Raw genomic sequence first — 20672 nt, forward strand, 5'->3', positions numbered from 1 at the left:
GCTGTTCGGGGTGTCGAAGTCCGCGGCTGACCGCATCATCGACCACCTCGGACCGGCGCTCGCCCTGCAGCAGCGCAAGCGGTTCCGCAAGGACACGGTGCTGATCGTGGACGGCACGCCGGTGCCCACGCGTGACCACAGCGTCGCCGAGCAGTCGAAGAACTACCGGTACTCCACCAACCACCAGGTCGTCATCGACGCCGACACCCGGCTCGTCGTCGCCGTCGGCCGGCCGGTCGCGGGCAACCGCAACGACTGCAGGGCGTGGGAGCTGTCCGGCGCGAAGGACGCCGTCGGCAGGACCACGGTGATCGCGGACGGCGGCTATCGCGGCACCGGCCTGGTCATCCCGCACCGACGCGAGCGCGGTCAGACCAAACTCCCGGACTGGAAAGAGGACCACAACCGCTCACACCGCAAGGTCCGCGCCCGCGTCGAGCACGTCTTCGCCCGCATGAAGGCCTGGAAGATCCTCCACGACTGCCGCCTGAAAGGCGAAGGCGTCCACCACGCCATGCTCGGCGTCGCCCGCCTCCACAACCTCGCCCTCGCCGGGTGACCGGAAAACGACGCTGTTCATCCAGCATGTCGTAGATCATTTACGGGACAGCACTTAGGTGGACCTGACGACTCAAGAGCCCACTACAAGACGAAGGGCCGAGGGGAAGCTGCTGCCGGGATCCTGGCCCTCACCATCGCCGGGGCGGGAGTGAAGTGGGTCGTCGACAGACTGCGCGGCCCGGACTCCAAGGCGGGATCCGACGTGGGAGCGGCCGAATCGACGCGAGACGAAGTACCGGAAACGCGGCTGGCGCGTTGCTCACCATGACCGACTGATCCTACAGTCCGCCCTTCCCCTCCCATCACCCCGAGGAGACCCGGCCGATGGCCACCGTGCTGTTCAAGGACACGACCCACCAGGTAGCCGACCTGATCACCGACATCCGGCGCGGCGAAATCGCCCTGCCCGACCTGCAACGCCCCTACGTGTGGCAACCGGCGAAGGCGCGCGAGCTGTTCGACTCGATGTACAAGGGCTTCCCGGTCGGCTACCTGCTCTTCTGGGAGACCGGGATCGAACCCGGGGCGCGGCAGATCGGCGAAGGGGCCAAACCGGAGGCGGCTCGCCGGCTCATCGTCGACGGCCAGCAACGCCTCACCTCGCTCTTCGCCGTCATGACCGGCACACCCGTGGTGAGGGAGGACTACCGCACGACGCGCGTCCGGATCGCCTTCCGTCCCTCGGACGACACCTTCGCCGTCACGGACGCGGCCATCGAAAGGGATCCCGAGTACCTCCCGGACATCAGCGTGCTGTGGGACACCGCCACAGGGCGCCGCAAGGTCATCCGTGACTTCCTCGCCCGCCTGAACGACAAGCGTCCCCTCACCGAGGCCGAGGAGGACCGGATCCAGGACGCGCTCGACCGTCTGCACGACCTGGAGAGCTACCCGTTCAAGGGGGTGGTGCTCTCGGCCGACATCGACGAGGAGCAGGTCGCGGAGATCTTCGTCCGCATCAACAGCGAAGGCGTGAAGCTCGACCAGGCGGACTTCATCCTCACGCTCACCTCCGTGTTCTGGGAGGAGGGACGCCGCGCTCTGGAGGAGTTCTGCCGGCAGTCGCGAACTCCGGCTCTCCACGGCACGTCACCCTTCAACTGGTACATCAAGCCCAAGCCGCCCCAGCTGCTGCGCGTGGTCGCCGCCGTCGGCCTGGACTCCGCCGTGCTCAAACAGGTCTACGCGACCCTGCGCGGGCGGGACGCCACCGGGAAGCTGTCCCCCGGGCAGCGCGAGGCACGCTTCGCACAACTCCAGGAGGCACAGAAGCACGTCCTGGACCTCCAGCACTGGCACGAGTTCTTCCTCTGCCTGGAGCGCGCCGGCTTCCGCGGCGAGAAGATGATCTCCAGCCAGAACGCGCTGCTCTACAGCTACGCGCTGTGGCTGATCGGCCGCGTCCGCTACGACGTCCCCATCGACCGGCTCCGGTCCGTCATCGCGCGCTGGTTCTTCATGGCACAGCTCACCGGCCGCTACACCGGTTCGGTGGAGTCTCAGATGGAGCACGATCTCGCCCTGCTGCGGGACATCCCGCACGGCGACGCGGACGGTTACACCACCGCCCTCGACCGGGTCGTCCGGGAAACCCTCACCTCGGACTTCTGGAGCATCACCCTGCCCAACACGCTGAACAGCTCCGCCGCCAAATCGCCCGCCCTGCTCGCGTACATCGCGGCTCTCAACATCCTGGACGCGGACGTCCTGCTGTCCACCGTCAAGGTCCGTACCCGGCTCGACCCGGCCATCCTCGCGCGCAAGGGCGTCGAGCGGCATCATCTCTTCCCCCGGAAGTACCTGCAGAGCTCCCTCGGAATCACCACCAGCGCACGCATCAACCAGATCGCCAACATGGCGCTACTGGAGTGGAGTGACAACATCGCCATCTCCGACCAGGCGCCGGCGCAGTACTGGCCCGCCCAGCTGGCCGCCAAGGGTCTGCCCGCCGACGTCATGGCCCGCCAGCTCTATCTGCACGCCCTGCCGGACGACTGGCCGTCGATGGACTACGACACCTTCCTCACCGCTCGCCGCGCCCTGATGGCACAGGTCGTCCGTGACGCCTTCTGGCAGTTGGAGAGCGACTCCTACCGCCCTGTGTACAGCGCCCCGTCCGTCGTGCCCGAGCAGCGCACGGCGAGCATGCTCCCCTCCCGCCGGATCAAGCTGTCGGAGCTGCTGGACGCCGGCCTGATCAGCGCGGGCACCGTCCTCACCCCCGCGTGGGAGGAGTACGGGCAGGTGGCCGTCGTCGACGACGAGGGCCGCATCCGGCTCGACGGGCAGATCCACGACACCCCGTCCGGAGCCGCCAACGCGGCCGGAGCGGGGACCAACGGCTGGACCTTCTGGCTGGCCGACACCCCTGAGGGACAGGTGACGCTGGCCGACCTGCGCGCCGCCTTGTCCGAAGAGGACTGAAACCTCACGTATACACGTTGACGGTGCCAACGTTTAGCCTGCGCGGTGTTCGACGCAGGCGTCGCCCTCTCCCCGAAGGTCACCCATGCCGCTGCCCGACCGTCTGTCCGGCGCGCCCGATTTCCGCATCAAGCTGCCGCAGGACGGTGCCGAGGCACGCGGGCATTTGCTGACCCAGTACGGCGACGACGGGACGAACAAGTTCCTGTTGCGGAAGGGTTCCCTCGCGACCGCCGAGGAGTGGCCGGGACTCGGTCACCACGCACGCCGGTTCCGGGCGGAACTGCGGGCGAGCGGCGCGCTCGTGGACGCCCCGGCCGGCCCCGGGGCGCGCTGGGTGGCGGCCCGGGACATCGAGTGCAACTCCTCCTCGGCCGCCGCCGCGTTGGTGTACGGCTACGACGCGTACACCACTGACACCGCCGAGAATCGCATCCTGCGCGCCGCCGGCGAGCGGCTGCTGCGGCTGCCGGGCGTCCCCGGCCCCGTCCGGCGGCGCCTGGCCCACCAGCGGTCCGGCTCGCCGACACCCTGCCGCTGGTGCGGGGACAGGAACTGCCGCACTGACAGCCGTCCCGCCTCGGCTCCCGCCACCAGCCCGCGCTGCGGCTCGCCGAGGCCGCCGCGACGGAAGCCGGCGTCCTCCCGGCCTTCACGGCCGCCGAGGACGCCGGGCGGGCCCTGGCACGGGCCGCGAGGACGGATCTACCTGTTGATCCAGATGCCGAAGTCCCGCGTGGCCGTGTAGAAGTCCTGGAAGCCCAGGCGCGCCCCCGCACTACGGGTCACCGTGCCCTTGGCGATCGCGCCGCCGGCGGCCGAGGCGGTGTAGATCGGGCCGCCGCTGTCACCGCTGCGGGCCGCCTCCCGGCCGTCCATCTGCTCCGCCTCCACCAGGTCTTCGGAGTCGTTGTAGAAGAAGAGGACCTTCATGTTGCAGACCGGGCCGCCCGTGGCCCGTGCGCTGGTGATTCCGGACTGGCACAGGTACTCACCCGGGAAGACGTGGTCCCAGCCGTCGACCCGCACGCCCGCGTCGCTGTCGGGTCCCCCGGTGTACATGAAGTTGTCGGAGTTCGTGGGGATGAGCATCACGTCGTGGGCGTCACTGGACTTGGTGGAGGTGCCGATGTAGGTGCCCTGCGGGTTGGTGAACCGATTGCCGCTCCGACCGCAGTGCTCAGCGGTGAGCAGGTAGGTCGCGCTTGCGTCACGCACACCGAACCCGGCCGTGCACGCCCCGCCATTGAAGTTTATCTGTGCTCCGCCCGACCACGGCGCACCGTCGTTCACACGCGAGCGTTCCTGGAGAGGCTCCTCGCTGATCGTCTTCACGGACACGCCGGCGATCCGGTCGACCGTGCTGTGGTCCTGCGCGACGGAGGCGGTGCGTGCTGCGCGGGTGGTGTCCTGTGCCAGGACCAGTCCGCTGCCGTCAGTGGGGATCTTGACGCTGTGGCCGAGCGAGGGGTCCTTCTCCAGCCGGGCTTGTAACAGCTCGGAGGCGTCCTTGAGTTCGGCCAGCGAGTGGTCCGCGGCGACGATGTGCACGGGGGCGGTTCTGCGGGCCCGCTCCGCGGCCCGCTGTACGGGCTCGGGCAGGTCGCCCTTCCACCACAGGGTGACGTGGTCTTCCTGAAGGCCGATGCCCGTGTAGCCCTCGTAGTGGCCCCGCTCCTGGGCCTTGGCCAGGATGCTCGCAGCGGCGACGAGGGGTCGCTGCTCGTTCATCTTCCGCAGGTTGTCGGCGCCGACAGCCTGTGAGATCGGGACGCTCTTCTCGCTGTTACCGTCGCGCTGCTGCTCGGCGCTGGCGCCCGGGGCGAGGGTGCCGACGAGCGCCATCGCCGCGGCCAGGGCCGAACCCGCAGCCCACAGGCTGGTTCTGCCGTATCTCATGAGTATGCCTTTCCTCTTGGCGTAGCAGTCTGTGATCAGACGGCACAGGCATCCTCATGGGCCCCGATTTACATTCGATCTACAAATGATTAATACCAACCAGATGCTCGGGGGTTGGAAGTGAAACACGGAGTCGCACGTGCAGCCGGGTGCGGTGCCGGGAGAGCCACCTTCTCGACGGACTCCGTGAAGACGTACCGCTCGACGTCCACGCACGGCTGGACGCCGACCGGATCGTCGAACCGAGTGCCGTACCGGCTCCGGTGCGACCGGCAGGGAGCCCGGCTCCACCGCAGCGTGCTCTCCACCGCCGTCGGCCGGAAGACGGCCGGACCCCACGCCCGTCATGCCGACTTCCTGCGCACCTGAAGGACGGACTGCCGCACTCGGCCCGCGACACCCCAAGTGGGCGCCCCCGTCGGCACCTTCACCCAGCCGCTGTCGTCCACGCGGCGCCCGGCTCGCCCGGCTTCTCGCGGTCTCCGGCTGTAGTGGAGATCGCGGCAGCCGATGACGAAACCGCGCCCGCGGTCCAGGAGTTGCCCGCCGCTCCGTGCGATCGCACCGGCGGACCGTACGAGCCTGGAGCCCGGCGAGCCCGGTGTACGGCCGCGCTGCTTCCTGGACTTGCGCCACGCTCGTGGCGCCGGGGGCGGCCGGCCAGGTTCCACTGACCAGCCATGGCCGGGTTCATGGTCGGGGTTGGCGGCAGCCGTCGGTGACCCGCTCTAAAGGGCGTCCCAGACCTTGATGTAGTCGATGTTGTCATTCGCCCGGTCGCCCATGTACTCCGTGGCGTAGCCGTAGTAGTAGACCGGGTTCGGGTCGTCGTTGAGGGCGGCCATCTGCCCGTCGCAGCTGTTGTAGGTCTCGAACGAGGAGATCATGTACCGCGACATGCCGGCGTCCAGGACGTAGCCGGACCGGTCGCAGGGACCGTAGTCCCCGTACACATGGGTCATGCCGCCGCCGTACCCGGCGTGCTGGTACCACGTGATGAGCAGGGTTCCGGCACTGCTGCTCATCGTCGCCGCCGTCGTCCTGTCGTCGGAACAGGTCCGGCTCTTCACCCGGGACACCTTCTCGCCCGGCTTCACCCGCTCCACGACCACGGAGCAGTACGTGCCTTCCGATGACCCGGAGGACGAAGCCGAAGCCGACGGTGAGAAACCGACGAGGCCCACGAGCGAAGCGGCCACGCTCACCGTGGCGGCCGTACGGGTGCTGAGACGCATGACGCTCCTTGCGGCTGGGCTGGCAGGGGCAGTACGCGAACGACGCTAGATGAATGAGTCCGATGTCTTCAGTGGTCGTAGGCGATCAGTGATCGTTTGACTGCGGCGCCAGTAATCCAGTTGTGCCAGATGCCGACGGCGAGGGCGAGGAGTCGTTGTCCGGTGCGGGCGAAGACTCCGGCCGGTGTCCTGGCGCGAAGGATCCCGGCCGGGCAGGGGCCGAAGTGGCGTCAAGCGCAGGTACTCGCGCTTCGTCGCCCTGCGCATCCGCCCGGCCGGACGCGGCGTCCGCCGGGCCACCGGCGGTCCGGAGCTGCCCGAGCGGTGGCTGCTGGCGGAGTGGCCGGCCGCCGAGAGCGAACCGGTGCAGTTCTGGCTGTCGAACCTGCCCTCCGGCATGCTGCTGGCCACCCTGGTGCGGCCGGCCAGGCTCCGCCGGCGCATCGAGCACGACTACCGTGAGATGAAGCAGGCCCTGGGCCTGGCCCACTTCGAGGGCCGCACCTGGGCCGGCTGGCACCACCACGTCACCCTCGTCTCCGTCGCCCACGCCTTTTGCACCCTGCAACGACTGGCCCGTCACCCAAAAGATCCGGCGCGGGCCTGAGTCTCTACCAAGTCGTCCGCGAGCTCCAGACACTCCTCGCCACCTGGAGCGGAGCCTGCCCCACCTGCCACCGCGACATACCCAAACCGATACGAACCTGACCAAGTCCTACTAGGCGGTGTCGCCAAAGTGTCACGCCCACATCAGCAGCGCGGCGAGGGTGACGGCCGCTTGGTAGGACTCGGCGGTCTTGTCATACCGGGTGGCGATCCCTCGCCACTGCTTGAGCCGGTTGAAGCAGCGTTCCACCACGTTGCGGCGCTTGTGGACCTCGGGGTTGAAGGCCGGCGGCCGTCCGCCGCGGCTGCCGCGTCGGGCCCGGTTGCGGACCTGGTCGGCCCGCTCGGGGATCGTGTGTGCGATGCCCTTGCGGCGCAGCCAGGACCGGATGGCCCTGGAGCTGTACCCCTTGTCGCCGATGACGTGGTCCGGCCGGGTACGGGGGCGGCCCGGACCGAGACGGGGCACCCGGAGCGGCGGGCGATCGAGCGGGACGAACGGGACGAATCCGAGATCGCTCGCTGGATCGCTCATGAGTAGCCGCGCATCACAAAGGGGCGGTGAACAAGCGTGCCCGGATCGTGTTCTTCGACGAATCAGGAGTGTCGCTGCCGCCCCAGGTCCGCCACACCTACGCGCCCCGCGGCCGCACCCCTACTCTGCGGCACCGGCTGAACCGGAAACGTGCCTCGATGGCCGCGGCCCCGGGGTATCACGCCGCCGATCCCGGCCGCGGTCCGCGGCTGTGCTTCCACCTGAAGCCCGGAAGTTACGACACCACCGCACTCATTCAGGTCCTCGAGCAGGTCAGAGTCTTCTACGCCGAAGAGCCGGTGGTGCTGGTCTGGGACGGGCTGTCCGCCCACTGGAGCCGGGCCATGCGGCCCGGGTCGCCGAACAGGCCTGGCTCACCCTCGAGCGATTACCGGCCTACGCACCCGAGCTCAACCCGGTGGAACTGCTGTGGTCGGCGATCCAGGCGCGCGAGCTCGCCCACCTCGCCGGCGACCACCTCGCAGACGTTGCCGACGCCACCGAACGGGGCATCCACCGCATCAGCCAGAATGATCAACTGCCCTGGTCCTTCCTCGCTCACGCCGGACTCACCATCATCGTGACGGCGAGCGCGCTGAGCACGGCCAGCCGGACGAGTCTCATCACGTTCTCCTTCGGGGACGTCGTCAGGACGGGCCCGCTGGCGCCTTCTTCGGGCGACCGGGCAGGTCTTCTCCCTTCGCCGTGGTCATGCCGGTAGTGACCAGCGCCTCAGCTCGGTGTGCGTTCGTGAGAACCGGTCACCATTCCGACCGGAACACCCGATCTGGACTCTTGAACGCATTTCGTACGAGATTCGTACGGTAAATGTACGCTATCTGTGCGGTTCATGGGGGTAGAATTCAGCTCAGGAGGTGCCCCATGTCTGAGTTGTTCGACGCGGTCGACGCGCTGGTCGCGTCCCGCTCCCCGCTGCCGCCGGCGGAGGAGCGCAAGCGGTTGCGGGTCGCGCACGGCCTGACGCTGGACGAAGTCGCCGCCGCGCTGAAGGTGCGGCGGGCCACGGTGTCCGGCTGGGAGTCGGTGAAGAAGCCGGTCGAGCCGCGCGGCCCCGAGCGTGAGGCGTACGCGCGGCTGCTCAAGCAACTCGCAGAGCTCTACCCCGCCCCCGCAGCGACGAAGGAGTCGGTCGTCCCGGCGGGGCCGGCCGCGTCCACCGGCGCGCCCGCCCCGACGGAAGCGCGAACTCTGTCCGCAGGGNNCCCTGCGGACATGACCGCAACCGAGAACACCCAGACCCCTACACCTGCTCCCGTTGCCATTGCTTCGGCGGCCGCGCCGCGTCCGGCGCGCACCGCCAGGCCGTCGTCGACGTCGCGCCGCCCGGGTGCGAAGAAGGCGGCCCCGGCCGGCACCCCGGCGGGCGGCGCCGACCCGCGGTTCGAGAACGGGCCGCTGGCGGTCGTCGACGTCGACACGGACGGGCAGGTGCTGGCGTACTGCACCGGCGGTCTGATCCTGGACGTGCCCGCCAAGTCGATCCCGGCCCTGGTGGAGTGGACGCTGAAGGAGGCGAAACTCGGGCAGCCGAGGCTGTCCGGCCCCGGCAAGGACGCCGACCCGCTGCTCGTGCTCACCGAGGCCGCCCTGAAACGCTACGGCCTTCCCACCACCCTCACCGAGGAGGAGCGCCTCGCCGGACGGATCCCGGAGAACCACAAGGTCATCAAGCAGCTCGCGCGCGCGGAGTGGAAGCTGACCAAGCGCGGCTTCGGCCCGTGGGCGCGCATCTACCGCCCCGCCACCGGCTCGGAGCGGGCCTGCGTCCAGCTGTGCATCCCCTCCTGGCACGCGCTCGACTCCCGGCACTGGGGCGCGGCCGCACAGCTTCCGCCGGCCGAACTCGCCCGGGTCCTGGGCGTGTACGCCTCCCGCGTGATGACCCCGCGCGGCTCCACCGCCGTGACCGGCCTGGAGCTGATGACCGCGCTGCACCCGCCGACGCGGGCCTCCGAGCCCGACGCCGACGGCACACGTCACTCCGAGCACAACCCCGGCTCCCTCGGGAAGGACCCGGTGGACTGCGCGCCGTGCGAGGCACCCGACGGACACCCCCTGCTCAAGGACCTGCCGCGCTTCCACGTGCGCGGCCCCGGCGAGAAGCTCTTCGAGGAGGCGTACGACTGGGCGCGGCCGATGACCGACGCGGAGTGCACCCTGCGCCACCTGGTCGGCATCGACGTGAACATGGCCTTCGCGGCCGGCGCCAACGGCCTGGTCGTCGGCCTCGGCGCGCCCACGCACGTCAAGACCCCGGCGTTCGACCCGAAGCTGCCGGGCTCGTGGCTGGTCGACCTGTCCCACGTCGACCTGTCCCGGGTGAAGGTCGGCAAGCAGTGGGTGGAGCTGGACGGCTCGCTGCTGCCCAGCCCGTTCACGCCGAAGGGCGACCGTCCCGAGGGGCCGGCGTGGTACGCGACGCCGACCGTCGCCTACGCGGTCGAGCTCGGTTACGACGTCACGCCGATCGAGGCGTACGTCCGCCGTGAGAACGGCCGCTATCTGGACGGCTGGTACCAGCGGCTGCGCGACGCCTACCTCGCCACGATGGCCGACCTCGGCGTGCACGCGGACATGGAGCCGGCCGACTTTCTCGCCGCGATGGAAGGCTGGAAGGAGCACGACCCGAACCTGGCGATCGTCGTCTCGGCGATCAAGGCGACCGTGAAGGGCGGCCTGGGCAAACTGCGCGAGCGGCCCCGGGGCGAGGGCTGGCGGCCCGGGCAGCCGTGGCGGGCCCTGTCCCGCCCGACGTGGCGGCCGGACATCCGCGCGGCCGTCATCTCCCGTACCCGCGTCAACCTGCACCGCAAGATCGTCAAGCACGCGGCGTTCACCGGGCAGTACCCGGTCGCGATCCTCTCCGACTGCGTCGTCTACGCGGCGGGCGGCACCAGCCCGCTGGACTTCCTGCCCTACCGTGACGGCAAGCCGCTGCCCGGCGGCTTCAAGCTCGGCATCAACCCCGGCCTGGTCAAGCACGAGGGCACCCAGAGCGTCCTGTGGGGCGAGGAGGTCCGCGAGCGGTTCGACGCCCCGGAGCTCAACCTCGCCCGGTACATCAAGGACGGCACCGTCACCGACGTCGACAACGGAGAGTAGGAGGGGGCCATGATGAGCCTGTTCGGGGACGGCCTGGACGCCGCGGTGCAGAAGGCGTTCACCCGCCCGGCGCCCAAGAGCGCGCCCGCGCAGATGCGGTACCTGGTCAGGCAGCTCAAGGGCACCAAGGCGGTCGCCCAGGTGCTGCGGATCTCGCAGCGCACCGTCGAGCGGTACGTGAAGGACCAGATCAAAAAACCCCGCCCCGACCTCGCCGCCCGCCTGGAGCGCGAGGTGAAGAAGCGGTGGCAGCCGCAGATCCGCGCCAGGGCGCGGCAGAAGGCGGCCACCACCGGCGGCATCGTCATCGACACCCGCGCCCGGCTCGGCTACACCGCGCCGATCGGCTCCACGGACGAGGACCGCGTCCGGCACCTGACCGTGGCGCTGCCGCCGCAGCACGCCGCCCGTCTCTTCGACGCCCAGCAGGCCGGCGCCGGCGACCAGCAGCTCCAGCAGATCGTGGCCGAAGGGCTCAAGGAGGTGTACTTCCAGGACGGCGGCCGCCGCGCCGGCCAGCTGGAGGAGGTCCGGTTCACCGACATCGAGCACCTCGAGTTCGACCTGTAGCCCTTCCCCGAACAGCCGTGAGGCCCGGACCGAGCTCAGGTTCTAGTGGTCCGGGCCTCACTCGCGTATCTGCAAGGCGGCGAAGGCCGGATCGGCCGGGGAAGGCATCCGAGCGGAGTGGCGGCGGATGTGCCAAGCGCTCCGATTCAGCAGGTCCTCGCCTGACCGGCCCGGGCGAAGAAGTTCTCAGGCGAGGAGTGACGCGGGCTCACCGCACTGTTCTGGTCCAACCTCGGGCCGGGCATGGGGGCGAGGACGATGTCTTCCCGACCGAGCGGACCGATGGTCCAGGTCGGATCGTGGACCGCGGTGTCGGTGCGCACCAGGAGAGTGGTCTGCCGGTCGGTGTGGCCGGCGGTGAGGACGTGCTGACCGGCCGGGAGCGTGTCCGGGTCCCGGCGCGGTCCGGTGAGCCGGTGGTGGCAGGCGACCAGGTCGTCGATGTCGCCGACCACATGAAGCATGCTCGGCGTGCTCGCTGAGCTCCAGCAGGAGCTGACCGTGGCGAACACCAACGACGGGCTCGCCTTCCGCGCGGGCGCGTGGCCGGGTCGGCGGGCGCCGTCCCGAGCCGACTCCGGACCAGGCCGCACCGGCCCGGCAGCTCCACGACGCTCGCGAGAAGACCGTCCAGCAGATCGCCGACATGCTCGACGTCGCCCGCTCCACGGCCTGCGGACACCTCGACCGCGACAAGACCGCGCCCCGCCGGCCGAAGAGGACCGCCGCGGCCAAGCCCTGAAAGCCACCGACGGGTCGCTCGCTCCCAGGCGTCCGAGCCGGGACCACGGGGCCTGTTAGGCTGCCGGGGACGTTGATCGCTTGTTGAGGAGCCCAGACATGGTGGTGGACGACGACATCTCCGGGTGATACCCGGACCCGACAGGCCACCGGCCGGCGCACGGAAGCGCCGCCGACGTGGCCTCGCCGTCGTCTCCTCTTCCCCCTTCGGCTGCCACCGGGGCAGACGTGTCTTTCCCGCCCCGTCCTCACGAGGTCACCTCCATGTCCCACGCCTCTGTCATCTGCTCGAACCTGTCCTTCGCCTGGCCCGACGACACCCCCGTCTTCCAGGACCTGTCCTTCACCCTCGGCTCCGGCCGCACCGGCCTCGTCGCGCCCAACGGCACCGGCAAGAGCACGCTGATCAAGCTCATCGCCGGTGAACTGCGGCCCGGCACCGGGTCGGTCTCCGTGACCGGCACCCTCGGCCACCTCCCGCAGAGCCTCCCCCTGACCGGCGACCTCACGGTCGCCGAGGTGCTGGGCGTCGCCGCGATCGTCCAGGCCATCGACGCCGTGGAGTCCGGGGACGTCGACGAGAAGCACTTCACCACGATCGGGGACGACTGGGACATCGAGGAGCGCACCCGTGCCCAGCTCGACCGCCTCGGCCTGGCGGGTCTCGCCCTGGACCGCAGCCTGAGCACCCTCAGTGGCGGCCAGGTCGTCTCCCTCGGCCTCGCCGCCCAGTTGTTGAAGCGGCCCGACGTGCTGCTGCTCGACGAGCCCACCAACAACCTCGACCTCGACGCCCGGCACAAGCTCTACGACGTGCTGGAGGACTTCAACGGCTGCCTGCTCCTGGTCAGCCACGACCGCGCCCTGCTCGATCGCATGGAACGCATCGCCGAACTCGACCGTGACGAACTGCGTTTCCACGGCGGCAACTTCACCGAGTACGAGCAAGCCGTGCAGGCCGAGCAGGAAGCCGCCGAGCGGAATGTCCGCAACGCCGAGCAGGAGCTGAAGCGGGAGAAGCGGGAGATGCAGCAGGCCCGCGAGCGCGCCGAACGCCGGCAGAGCAACGCCGCCCGCAACCTGAAGAACGCCGGTCTGCCCCGCATCTTCGCCGGCACCATGAAGCGGGGCGCGCAGGCGGCCGCGGGCCGGGCGGGACACGTGCACGCCGGCCGGGTCGGCGAGGCGCAGGCCCGGCTGGAGGAGTCCGGGCGTGCGCTGCGCGAGGAACAGCGCATCACGCTGGACCTGCCGGACACCGACGTGCCCGCCGGACGCACCCTGTTCCTCGGCGAGCAGCTCCGCGTCCGCCTCGGCGACAGGGACGTGTTCGCCGGCCGGGGCGTCGACCTGACGATCCGGGGTCCGGAGCGCATCGCGCTGACCGGTCCCAACGGCGCCGGCAAGAGCACTCTGCTGCGCCTGGTCAACGGCGATCTGACACCACAGGGCGGCGAGATCAAGCGGGCCGACGGCCGCATCGCCTACCTCTCGCAGCGCCTCGACCTGCTCGACCCGGACCGTACGGTCGCCGAGAACTTCACCGACCACGCCCCGAAGCGGCCGGAGGCCGAGCGGATGAACCTGCTCGCCCGCTTCCTCTTCCGGGGGCCTCGCGCCCACCTGCCCGTCGGGGTGCTCTCCGGAGGCGAACGGCTGCGCGCCGTCCTGGCCTGCGTGCTGTGTGCGGAGCCGGCTCCGCACCTGCTGCTCCTGGACGAGCCGACGAACAACCTCGACCTGGTCAGCACGGGCCAGTTGGAGAGCGCCCTCAGCTCCTATCAGGGGGCCTTCGTGGTGGTCAGCCACGACGAGCGGTTCCTGCGCGAGATCGGCGTGAACCGGTGGCTGCGGCTCGCCGACGGCGAGCTGAAGGAGACGGGGGCCCCCGAGGTGTGAGCCGCCGGCGTGCCGCCCTGGTCCGTGTCGGGGCGTGCCGCCCCGCGGGCCGAACACCGATCACGTCGGACGGAATCCCCTGCCTCAGCCCGCTCTGCTCGTCCACGACCTCGTCCGCACCCTCGACGGCGACGGCCGACGGGTGCTCGACGGCGTCTCCCTGACCGCCTCGCCCGGGCACCGCATCGGGCTGATCGGGGAGAACGGCGTCGGCAAGTCGACCCTGCTGCGCCTGCCGGCCGAGGCGGACGAGCCCGACGCCGGCAGCGTCACGCGCCCGCCCGCCCCGGGCTTCCTCCGGCGGGAGACGCCGTACGACACCGACGCGACCGTCGCCGACGTGCTCGACGACGCCCTGCGCGAGGCCGGTCCCGGGGAACAACGGAACAGCCATTGGCGCTAAGGGGCGATCTCGGTCGGGCGCTCGGCTGAGGGGTGTCGGTCTCGCGGGCCGAGGACCTGACGTTCGAGCCGTCCCATCAGCGCGGGGTCGGCGCCGCTGCCGGGCTCGGTGAGGTCCACTCGGGTCGGTCGGCGCGGGGCGATGACCTGTGCGTGCGCCTGCTGACGCGTCGGTCTCCTCGGCGTCGGCGAGCGCGCGGTGGACGGAGACGACGGAAGGATGCTGTCCGGCGTTCTTCCCGGTCTTGATCGTCAGTTTCTTGGCGATCTCGGGGACGGGCACGCCCTTGTCCTTGAGCGCACGGGCGAGCAGCAGCATGTCGTCGTCGACGACCTTCGGCCGTCCGCCGTGGTTGCCCTTGTTCGCGGCCGTCACCTGCCCTTCGAGTGCCTTCTCCCGAACCGCGATGATGACGTCGATCATGGGCAGTCTCCTCTTTCCGGTTTTTTTCCGGTTTCCGGGCAGGGGACATCGGCCCGACCGCCCGCCGGGCTTGCCGTCCGTAGTGGATTGCTAGGGGGGTTGGCAAACCCGCCGCGATCCGGGCAAGGGCATCTGTGAGCAGGCGCCCCACCGGCACCGGCGGATCGGTGCGGAGGCGCGGGAGCCGTAGCGGCCCAGCACGTCGAGGTTCGCGTGCTGGAGCGGGGAGGGACGGGCGACGCCCTCATTCAGGACGTCGTGCTCACGCTGGTCGGCGGGCATCGCCCGCTACCTGGTCGACGGCGGCGTCCAGGTAGCGGGTGGTCCACAGTACGGCGGCATGGAGGACCAGGCAGAGCGCGCCGAGCTGATCCTCCATGGAAGCACTACGCACCCGGCGACCGCACTCGGTGATCACACAGGCTGTCAGTACCAAGGTCGTGTGTTCTGCGCAGGCAGGGGACGCAGTGTGGGCCAGCGTTCCAGCAGGCGTGCGGCCAGGGCCGCGCTGAGGTGACCGAGTGCGTGCAGACGGTCGTGGTCACGGGTCAGGTCGGCGACCACGTCGAGCCGGTGGACGAGGCGCTCCCGGGCAGAGACGTAGCCCCACTCGAAGTCCTCCGCCGACACCCGTGCGAGGTGGTCGACCGACTCGCGGTGGGCGCGTTCGACGAGTGCGTCACCACGGATGAGCCAGCCGGCGCAGGCGTCGGCGAGGTCGCCGAGGACGTCCGTGCCGGTGAGACTCCGCCACGTGGCACGGTAGACGTCCTCGACTTCTGCGAGTGGCGCGGCCGTGACCGACACCGCACACCAGCAGGTCGGGAACCCGATGCGGAAGTAGGCGAGTTCGACCAGGCCGTTGCCCAGCGACGCCTGCTCGAAGTCGACGAAGCGGACACCGGTGGCGGTGCGCAGGTCGTTGCCGGGGCAGGGGTCGCCGTGCAGCAGCGCGTGGTGGGGCGCGGGGTCGAGCCGGTCGATCAGGCCGACGAGTTCGTTCGGCACCGCGGGCGGGACGGGGACGTCGAGCGCCTTGGCGAGCGCGAGGAAGGAATCGGCGTCGGCGGCCGTCGGTCCGGACCAGGCGGGGAGCGCGCCCGTATCGGCCGGCCCGGTGAGCGCGTGCAGCCGGGCGAGGGACTCGGCGTAGCCCGGCATCCAGTCGTCGACCGCACCGAGATCGTCCAGGTGCTCCAGGACCATCACGCGGGACGCCGGGTCCGTTCCGAGCAGCGCGGGCGCGACGGCCGGCCGGGTCGCCCGCGCTGCGAGCCGCAACGCGGCGACCTCCCGCGCATAGCGCGCATCCCCGTCGAACCCGGTTCCACCTCCGTCGGTGATCTGTTTGACGATCACCCGGTCACCACCACGCAGCTCGACCCGCCACACCCGGGAGCGCGGGCTGCTGTCCAGGAGCGTGGCCTCCGTGGGGGAGCCCACCGCAGAACGCAGCTCGTCGCTGATCGGCGCCCGGGTCGGCATGATGGTCAGCGTAGGGCGCTCCGCAGCACGGTGTACGGATTTTTCGTCAAGGACGCCACCGTTGTCTCGCCGGCCGACGAGCACGCCAGCAGCTGACCCTCGCTCTGCGAGGTCCCCTTCATCCAGGACACCCCGAGCCAGTTGTCCTCCACGGTGCTCGCCGCACCGGTGGCGGAGGGCGACGGTCCGCTGGTGTCCCTGGAGGGCGTACGGGTACCGGGCCGGCTCGCACCGGTGAGTACGGAGGTGTCGGCGACCGACCGTCTGCCGGTCACGGGAGCCGCGACCGGTCCCCTGTTCCGGTCGCGGCCCCGCTCGTGTGGGTGTGGAGAGTGGTCACGAGCTGCAGCAGCCGCCCGAGACGGCCGGTTCCTTCTTGTCCGCCTCGGCCGGGCGGGCACAACAGGTGCTGTTCCGCTGCTTGGCCAGGGTGTCGGCGTCGGTCTTGACGACGTAGACCTCCCAGGGCTCTTGGCCGGGGCCGTGGACCCAGACCTTGTCCTGGAGGGCGTAGCAGCAGGTGGTGTCGTTCTCCACGTCGGTGGCCAGGCCGGCCTGACTCAGACGGGTGGTGGCGGCGTGGACGTCCTCGGTGCTCTCGACCTCGACGCCCAGGTGGTCCAGGCGCGTTGCCTCACCTGCCGCGCCCTCGACCAGGACGAGCTTGAGAGGGGGCTCGGCGATGGCGAAGTTGGCGTAGCCGTCGCGGAGCTTCGCGGGCTCGGTGCCGAACAGTTTGCTGTAGAACGCGACGGACGCGTCCAGGTCGGGGACCCGGAGGGCGAGTTGTACGCGGGACATGACGGACCTCCTCGTGTGGATGTGGGTTCAGTAGCTGCCGGAGGCGGCCGGGGCGCCGATGCCGATCTGGAGGGTGGCCGGATCACCGCAGCAGCCGCCCTCCTCGCTGCCCTGGGCGGCGTCGGGGTCGTCGAACAGACCCGCGCCGCCGCAGACTCCGGTTTCGGGAAGGGTGAGTTCGACGCGGTCGGCGCCGGCGAGGGCGGCGGGGTCGACGACCTCGTCCCAGGTGGAGAACAGGCGCACGTGCGCCCACTCGTGCACCGCGGCGCCGGCGGTGGGCCCGGCCTCCAGGACCAGGGGTTCGATGCCCCGGTCGAGCAGGTGGGCGGCGGCCAGACCGGCGGGGCCCGCCCCGATCACGACGACCGGCGGCTCGGGGGTGGCGGGCGCGTTCACGGCGGCTCCTCGCGTTTCTGTTTCGACATCTGTCGATGGCTTGCGCAGCCCAGCATGACACCTGTATCGATAGGCGTCAACATAGGCATTCATCGAAACACAGGGGGCTCCTGTTCGAGGTGGCTCTCGAAGGGGACGACGGCCGGCTCGCGGCACGTGCCGTCGTCGCGGCCTCCGGTTCCTTCGGCCGACCGCACCGGCCGGCGCTGCCGGGCTGCCGGGGCTGCCGGGGCTGCCGGGGCTGCCGGGGCTGCCGGGGCTGCCGGGGCTGCCGGGGCTGGAGAAGTTCACCGACCAGGTGCCGCACGCCGCCGATCACCGCAGCCCGGCGCCGTTCACCGGCCGCCGCGTGGTCGTGGTCGGGGCCGGAAACTCCGCGGTGCAGATCGCCGCCGAGCTCGCCGGGACCACGCACGTCACGCTCGCCACCAGGCAGCCGGTGACATACGCGGCACAGCGCATCCTCGGTCGGGACCTGCACTTCTGGCTGACGCGCACCGGCCTGGACACCGCACCCCTGGGCCGGCTCCTCCGACGCCCTCCGCCACAGCCGGTCCCCGACGAGGGCCGGTACCGGGCCGCGCCGGCCGCCGGACGGCCCGAGCCACGGCCGCTGTTCACCGGTGCCGACGGAAGCGAACTCACCCGGCCGGACGGGGAGCGGGTGGAGGTCGATGCGAGCGTGCTCGCCACCGGCTACCGCCCGGACCTGCCCTACCTCACCGGCGTCGACGGCGCCCTGGACACCGCCGGAAACCCCCGGCACCGCGAGGGGATCCCCACCGAAGCGGCGGGGCTGGCGCTCGTGGGGCTGGAGTGGCAGCGCAGCCTGTCCTCGAACTCGCTGCGCGGCGCGGACCGGGACGCGGACCGCGTCGCCCGGCACCCGGCCGCCCGTCTCGCACGCCGGTGACGGATCTGGCCGCACTGGTTCGACGTGTGTCAACATAGATGTATGTCGAATGCGAAGGTGTTGCCGCTGCTCGAACCCGAAGGCCCCGAAGGCCAGGACGTGGTGCCGTGCTGCCCGCCGCTGACCGAGCGCCCGATGACCGCCGCGGAGGCCGAGACCGCGGCGCGGATGTTCAAGGCGCTCGGCGACCCGGTCCGCCTGCGGCTGTTCTCCGCCGTGGCCTCCCACGAGGACGGCGAGGCGTGCGTGTGCGACATCTCCGATGTCGGCGTCTCCCAGCCGACCGTCTCCCACCACCTGAAGAAGCTCAAGGAGGCCGGGCTGCTCACCTCCGAGCGGCGCGGCACCTGGGTGTACTACCGGGTCGAGCCGTCCGTGCTGGCCGCGATGGGCAAGCTGCTGACGCTGCCCGCCGCGGCCTGACGGCCGACGCAAAGGGGACGGTGGTGAGCGGGGCGTTGAGCGCGGTGGTGGTACCGCTGACGGCGGAGCACGCCGAGCAGGTGCTGACGATCTACCAAGCCGGGATCGACGAGGGCAACGCCACCTTCGAGACCGGTCCGCCCTCCTGGGAGGCGTTCGACGCGGCGAAGCTGCCCGCGCACCGCTTCGCCGCCCTCGACGAAAGCGGGGCGGTGCTGGGCTGGGTGGCCGCGAGCAGGGTCTCGGACCGGTGCGCGTATGCGGGCGTGGTCGAGCACTCCGTCTACGTCCACCCCGCCGCCCGCGGCCGCGGCATCGCCTCGGCGCTGCTCAAGAGGCTCATCGACTCCACCGAGCAGGCCGGGATCTGGACCATCCAGTCCGGGATCTTCCCGGAGAACACAGCCAGTCTCGCCGTCCATCAGCGCGCCGGGTTCCGCGTCATCGGTACCCGGGAGCGGATCGGGCGCCACCACGGCGTCTGGCGCGACGTCGTCCTCGTCGAGCGCCGCAGCCCGGTCCTCACGTAGCCGGAAGTCCCCGGCCGCCTGCCCCCGCCGGCGCTCCAGGAGCTCGGTGATCTCGCGGGCCGCGTCCCGGGCCGGCCTGCCGACGCCGATGAGGGTCGCGGAGGCCGGGCCGGTCCAGTCGCCGTACCCGAGCAGGCGCGGCTCGGCGACGGCACGGGTGCCGGCGGTCGGGATGTGGCCGCGCGGCCCGCGCAGGCCCGGTGGGGCGAGGTGGGCGAGGGCCGGCCGGAAGCCGGTGCACCAGATGATCGCGTCCGCTTCGGCCCGGCTGCCGTGGGCCCATCGGACGCCGGTGGTGGTGAGCCGGGGGAACATCGGCTTCGCCGTGAGGAGTCCGGCATCACGGGCGGCGCGGACCGGGGGCAGGGCGACGATGTCGCCGAGCGAGGCCACGCCGCCGGTGTCGCCGCGGCCGGCGTCGAGGGCGTGGCGGCGGGCGGTGGCGACGTCGAACAGGACGCGGCCGTCGATGTCGTCGGGCAGGAAGCGCGACGCGCGCCGGGTCGCCCACGTCACCGTCACGGTCACGTCGCCGGCCAGGGCGAGGTCGGCGGCGATCTGCGCGCCGGAGTCGCCGCCGCCGACCATGATGACGCTCCCCGGCCTCCGGCCGGGGGGACCCCCAACCCGGCGAAGTCGGCCGGACGGTGGTGGTTCACCGTGTGCACCTGTCGTCCGGTGAAGACGCCGCGGCCCGGGGCGGCGGGGACGAAGGGGCGCGACCAGGTGCCGGTCGCGCTGATGACCGCCCGGGCCCGCCAGGTGCCGGGCCGGCGCCGGGAGCAGTGAAGTGCACGCCGAGGCGGCGCAGGTGATGGCCGGCGGTGAGCCCTGCCCGGCCGCCGCCGACCACCACCACATCCACGCTCTGCGTCATGAACCCGGCTGCGCGGTGGTGAACTTCTTGCGCCAGGCCAGGGACACGTAGATCAGGCCGACCAGGATCGGCACCTCGATCAGCGGGCCGACGACGCCGGACAGGGCCTGTCCCGACGTCACGCCGAAGGTGGCGATGGCGACCGCGATGGCCAGCTCGAAGTTGTTGCCGGCGGCGGTGAACGCGAGGGTGGTGGTCCGGTCGTAGTTCAGGCCGATCGCCTTGCCCAGCAGGAAGGTGCCGAACCACATCGCGGCGAAGTAGACCAGCAGCGGCAGCGCGATGCGGGCGACGTCCCAAGGCTGCGAGGTGATGGTCTTCCCCTGCAGGGCGAAGAGGATGACGATCGTGAACAGCAGGCCGTACAGCCCCCAGGGGCCGATCTTCGGCAGGAAGCCGTTCTCGTACCTCTCGCGGCCCATCTTCTGCTCGCCGATGCGGCGGGTGAGGAACCCGGCCAGCAGCGGCACGCCGAGGAAGACGGCGACATTGAGGGCGATCTCCCCCGTGGAGATGTCGAGGTGCTCGCCGTTGCCCAGGCCCAGCCGGCCGGGCAGCAGGTCGAGGTAGAACCAGCCGAGCAGGCCGAAGGCCAGGACCTGGAAGACCGAGTTCAGCGCCACGAGCACGGCGGCGGCCTCGCGGTCGCCGCAGGCGAGGTCGTTCCAGATGATGACCATGGCGATGCAGCGGGCCAGACCGACGATGATCAGGCCGGTGCGGTACTCGGACAGGTCCGGCAGGAAGATCCAGGCGAGGGCGAACATCACCGCCGGGCCGACGAGCCAGTTGACGACCAGTGAGGAGATCATCAGCTTCCGGTCG

Annotated in this window: 18 protein-coding genes and 9 pseudogenes; 15 read left to right on the forward strand and 12 right to left on the reverse strand. The window is 70.9% G+C overall.

All coding sequences use genetic code 11. The features are described 5' to 3' along the window. The 3 genes from B7L92_RS18525 to B7L92_RS43905 form a co-directional block, all read left to right on the forward strand. Positions 1-559 (forward strand): transposase (locus B7L92_RS18525; protein WP_107501529.1); only part of this gene is annotated, 559 nt, incomplete at its 5' end. A 326-nt stretch (positions 560-885) separates the two neighbouring features. Then, positions 886-2985 (forward strand): GmrSD restriction endonuclease domain-containing protein, encoded by a 2100-nt coding sequence (locus tag B7L92_RS18530; RefSeq protein ID WP_081238659.1) that lies wholly within the window; start codon positions 886-888, stop codon positions 2983-2985. 85 nt (positions 2986-3070) lie between these two features. Next, positions 3071-3733: a DUF4357 domain-containing protein gene (locus B7L92_RS43905; protein WP_438364002.1), complete on the forward strand. Its 663-nt coding sequence runs from the start codon at positions 3071-3073 to the stop codon at positions 3731-3733. On the opposite strand, the gene B7L92_RS18540 is transcribed toward B7L92_RS43905, so the two are convergent. Continuing rightward, on the reverse strand, positions 3691-4884 hold the full coding sequence (locus B7L92_RS18540; protein ID WP_016828255.1) for a trypsin-like serine protease: 1194 nt from the start codon (positions 4882-4884) through the stop codon (positions 3691-3693). The two genes, B7L92_RS43905 and B7L92_RS18540, sit on opposite strands and share 43 nt — an antisense overlap. Positions 4885-5394: 510 nt before the next feature. On the opposite strand from B7L92_RS18540, the gene B7L92_RS42420 reads away from it, so the two are divergent. Continuing rightward, positions 5395-5616: a DUF6207 family protein gene (locus B7L92_RS42420; RefSeq protein ID WP_244302583.1), complete on the forward strand. Its 222-nt coding sequence runs from the start codon at positions 5395-5397 to the stop codon at positions 5614-5616. On the opposite strand, the gene B7L92_RS18550 is transcribed toward B7L92_RS42420, so the two are convergent. Together B7L92_RS18550 and B7L92_RS42425 are read right to left on the reverse strand one after the other, a co-directional pair. Beyond that, a complete protein-coding gene (locus tag B7L92_RS18550; RefSeq protein WP_081238661.1) occupies positions 5613-6119 on the reverse strand; it encodes a hypothetical protein in 507 nt (168 codons plus the stop codon). The genes B7L92_RS42420 and B7L92_RS18550 overlap by 4 nt on opposite strands. 68 nt (positions 6120-6187) lie before the next feature. Then, positions 6188-6310 (reverse strand): annotated as a pseudogene (locus B7L92_RS42425) (IS982 family transposase); the annotation flags it as partial. Here B7L92_RS42425 and B7L92_RS18560 point away from each other — a divergent pair. Beyond that, positions 6304-6726, forward strand: a pseudogene (locus B7L92_RS18560) (IS701 family transposase); the annotation flags it as partial. The pseudogenes B7L92_RS42425 and B7L92_RS18560 overlap by 7 nt on opposite strands. A gap of 132 nt (positions 6727-6858) precedes the next feature. Here B7L92_RS18560 and B7L92_RS18565 read toward each other — a convergent pair. After that, positions 6859-7200, reverse strand: a pseudogene (locus B7L92_RS18565) (transposase); the annotation flags it as partial. Between the two features lie 128 nt (positions 7201-7328). Here B7L92_RS18565 and B7L92_RS42430 point away from each other — a divergent pair. From B7L92_RS42430 to tpg, 5 genes and pseudogenes are all read left to right on the forward strand, one after another. Further along, positions 7329-7550 (forward strand): annotated as a pseudogene (locus B7L92_RS42430) (transposase); the annotation flags it as partial. After that, positions 7472-7669 (forward strand): annotated as a pseudogene (locus B7L92_RS43910) (hypothetical protein); the annotation flags it as partial. The pseudogenes B7L92_RS42430 and B7L92_RS43910, both read left to right, overlap by 79 nt. A gap of 9 nt (positions 7670-7678) precedes the next feature. Beyond that, a complete protein-coding gene (locus B7L92_RS42435; protein ID WP_255311027.1) occupies positions 7679-7981 on the forward strand; it encodes a hypothetical protein in 303 nt (100 codons plus the stop codon). A 161-nt stretch (positions 7982-8142) separates the two neighbouring features. Further along, a complete protein-coding gene (gene tap, locus B7L92_RS18575; RefSeq protein ID WP_081238662.1) occupies positions 8143-10383 on the forward strand; it encodes a telomere-associated protein Tap in 2241 nt (746 codons plus the stop codon). Positions 10384-10395: 12 nt separating this feature from the next. Beyond that, the gene (gene tpg, locus B7L92_RS18580) at positions 10396-10953 is read left to right on the forward strand and encodes a telomere-protecting terminal protein Tpg (protein ID WP_081238668.1); all 558 of its coding nucleotides are present in this window, start codon (positions 10396-10398) and stop codon (positions 10951-10953) included. Positions 10954-11099: 146 nt separating this feature from the next. On the opposite strand, the gene B7L92_RS42440 is transcribed toward tpg, so the two are convergent. Next, positions 11100-11417, reverse strand: coding sequence for a hypothetical protein (locus B7L92_RS42440; protein ID WP_255311026.1), 318 nt, complete (start codon positions 11415-11417; stop codon positions 11100-11102). A gap of 541 nt (positions 11418-11958) precedes the next feature. Here B7L92_RS42440 and abc-f point away from each other — a divergent pair. Together abc-f and B7L92_RS43535 are read left to right on the forward strand one after the other, a co-directional pair. Next, entirely contained in the window at positions 11959-13593 is a 1635-nt protein-coding gene (gene abc-f / locus B7L92_RS18595; protein WP_081238663.1) for a ribosomal protection-like ABC-F family protein, read from the forward strand. Positions 13594-13672: 79 nt separating this feature from the next. Next, positions 13673-13960, forward strand: a pseudogene (locus B7L92_RS43535) (ATP-binding cassette domain-containing protein); the annotation flags it as partial. A gap of 549 nt (positions 13961-14509) precedes the next feature. On the opposite strand, the pseudogene B7L92_RS43685 reads toward B7L92_RS43535, so the two are convergent. The 5 genes and pseudogenes from B7L92_RS43685 to B7L92_RS41425 form a co-directional block, all read right to left on the reverse strand. Then, positions 14510-14798, reverse strand: a pseudogene (locus B7L92_RS43685) (hypothetical protein); the annotation flags it as partial. A 47-nt stretch (positions 14799-14845) separates the two neighbouring features. Continuing rightward, positions 14846-15904 (reverse strand): aminoglycoside phosphotransferase family protein, encoded by a 1059-nt coding sequence (locus tag B7L92_RS18615; protein ID WP_081238664.1) that lies wholly within the window; start codon positions 15902-15904, stop codon positions 14846-14848. Positions 15905-15909: 5 nt separating this feature from the next. Beyond that, a complete protein-coding gene (locus B7L92_RS40320; RefSeq protein ID WP_143626346.1) occupies positions 15910-16179 on the reverse strand; it encodes a hypothetical protein in 270 nt (89 codons plus the stop codon). Positions 16180-16240: 61 nt separating this feature from the next. Beyond that, a complete protein-coding gene (locus B7L92_RS18620; RefSeq protein ID WP_081238665.1) occupies positions 16241-16705 on the reverse strand; it encodes an ArsI/CadI family heavy metal resistance metalloenzyme in 465 nt (154 codons plus the stop codon). Between the two features lie 201 nt (positions 16706-16906). Further along, positions 16907-17104 (reverse strand): annotated as a pseudogene (locus B7L92_RS41425) (NAD(P)-binding protein); the annotation flags it as partial. Positions 17105-17402: 298 nt separating this feature from the next. Between B7L92_RS41425 and B7L92_RS18630 the strand changes: the two are divergent. Genes B7L92_RS18630 through B7L92_RS18640 form a run of 3 tightly spaced genes read left to right on the forward strand, consistent with a single transcriptional unit; the run spans position 17403 to position 18970 of the window. Continuing rightward, positions 17403-18017, forward strand: a complete 615-nt coding sequence (locus tag B7L92_RS18630) for an NAD(P)/FAD-dependent oxidoreductase (RefSeq protein WP_081238666.1) — start codon at positions 17403-17405, stop codon at positions 18015-18017. A gap of 42 nt (positions 18018-18059) precedes the next feature. Next, positions 18060-18440 (forward strand): ArsR/SmtB family transcription factor, encoded by a 381-nt coding sequence (locus tag B7L92_RS18635; RefSeq protein WP_081238667.1) that lies wholly within the window; start codon positions 18060-18062, stop codon positions 18438-18440. 23 nt (positions 18441-18463) lie between these two features. Then, positions 18464-18970, forward strand: a complete 507-nt coding sequence (locus B7L92_RS18640; RefSeq protein ID WP_081238669.1) for a GNAT family N-acetyltransferase — start codon at positions 18464-18466, stop codon at positions 18968-18970. Between the two features lie 33 nt (positions 18971-19003). Here B7L92_RS18640 and B7L92_RS42450 read toward each other — a convergent pair. After that, positions 19004-19847, reverse strand: a pseudogene (locus B7L92_RS42450) (SidA/IucD/PvdA family monooxygenase); the annotation flags it as partial. Beyond that, a partial coding sequence (gene arsB, locus B7L92_RS18650) for an ACR3 family arsenite efflux transporter (protein WP_081238670.1) occupies positions 19844-20672 on the reverse strand: 829 nt, incomplete at its 5' end. The pseudogene B7L92_RS42450 and the gene arsB, both read right to left, overlap by 4 nt.

Source organism: Streptomyces viridosporus (genome assembly GCF_002078235.1).
GTDB classification, from domain to species: domain Bacteria; phylum Actinomycetota; class Actinomycetes; order Streptomycetales; family Streptomycetaceae; genus Streptomyces; species Streptomyces viridosporus.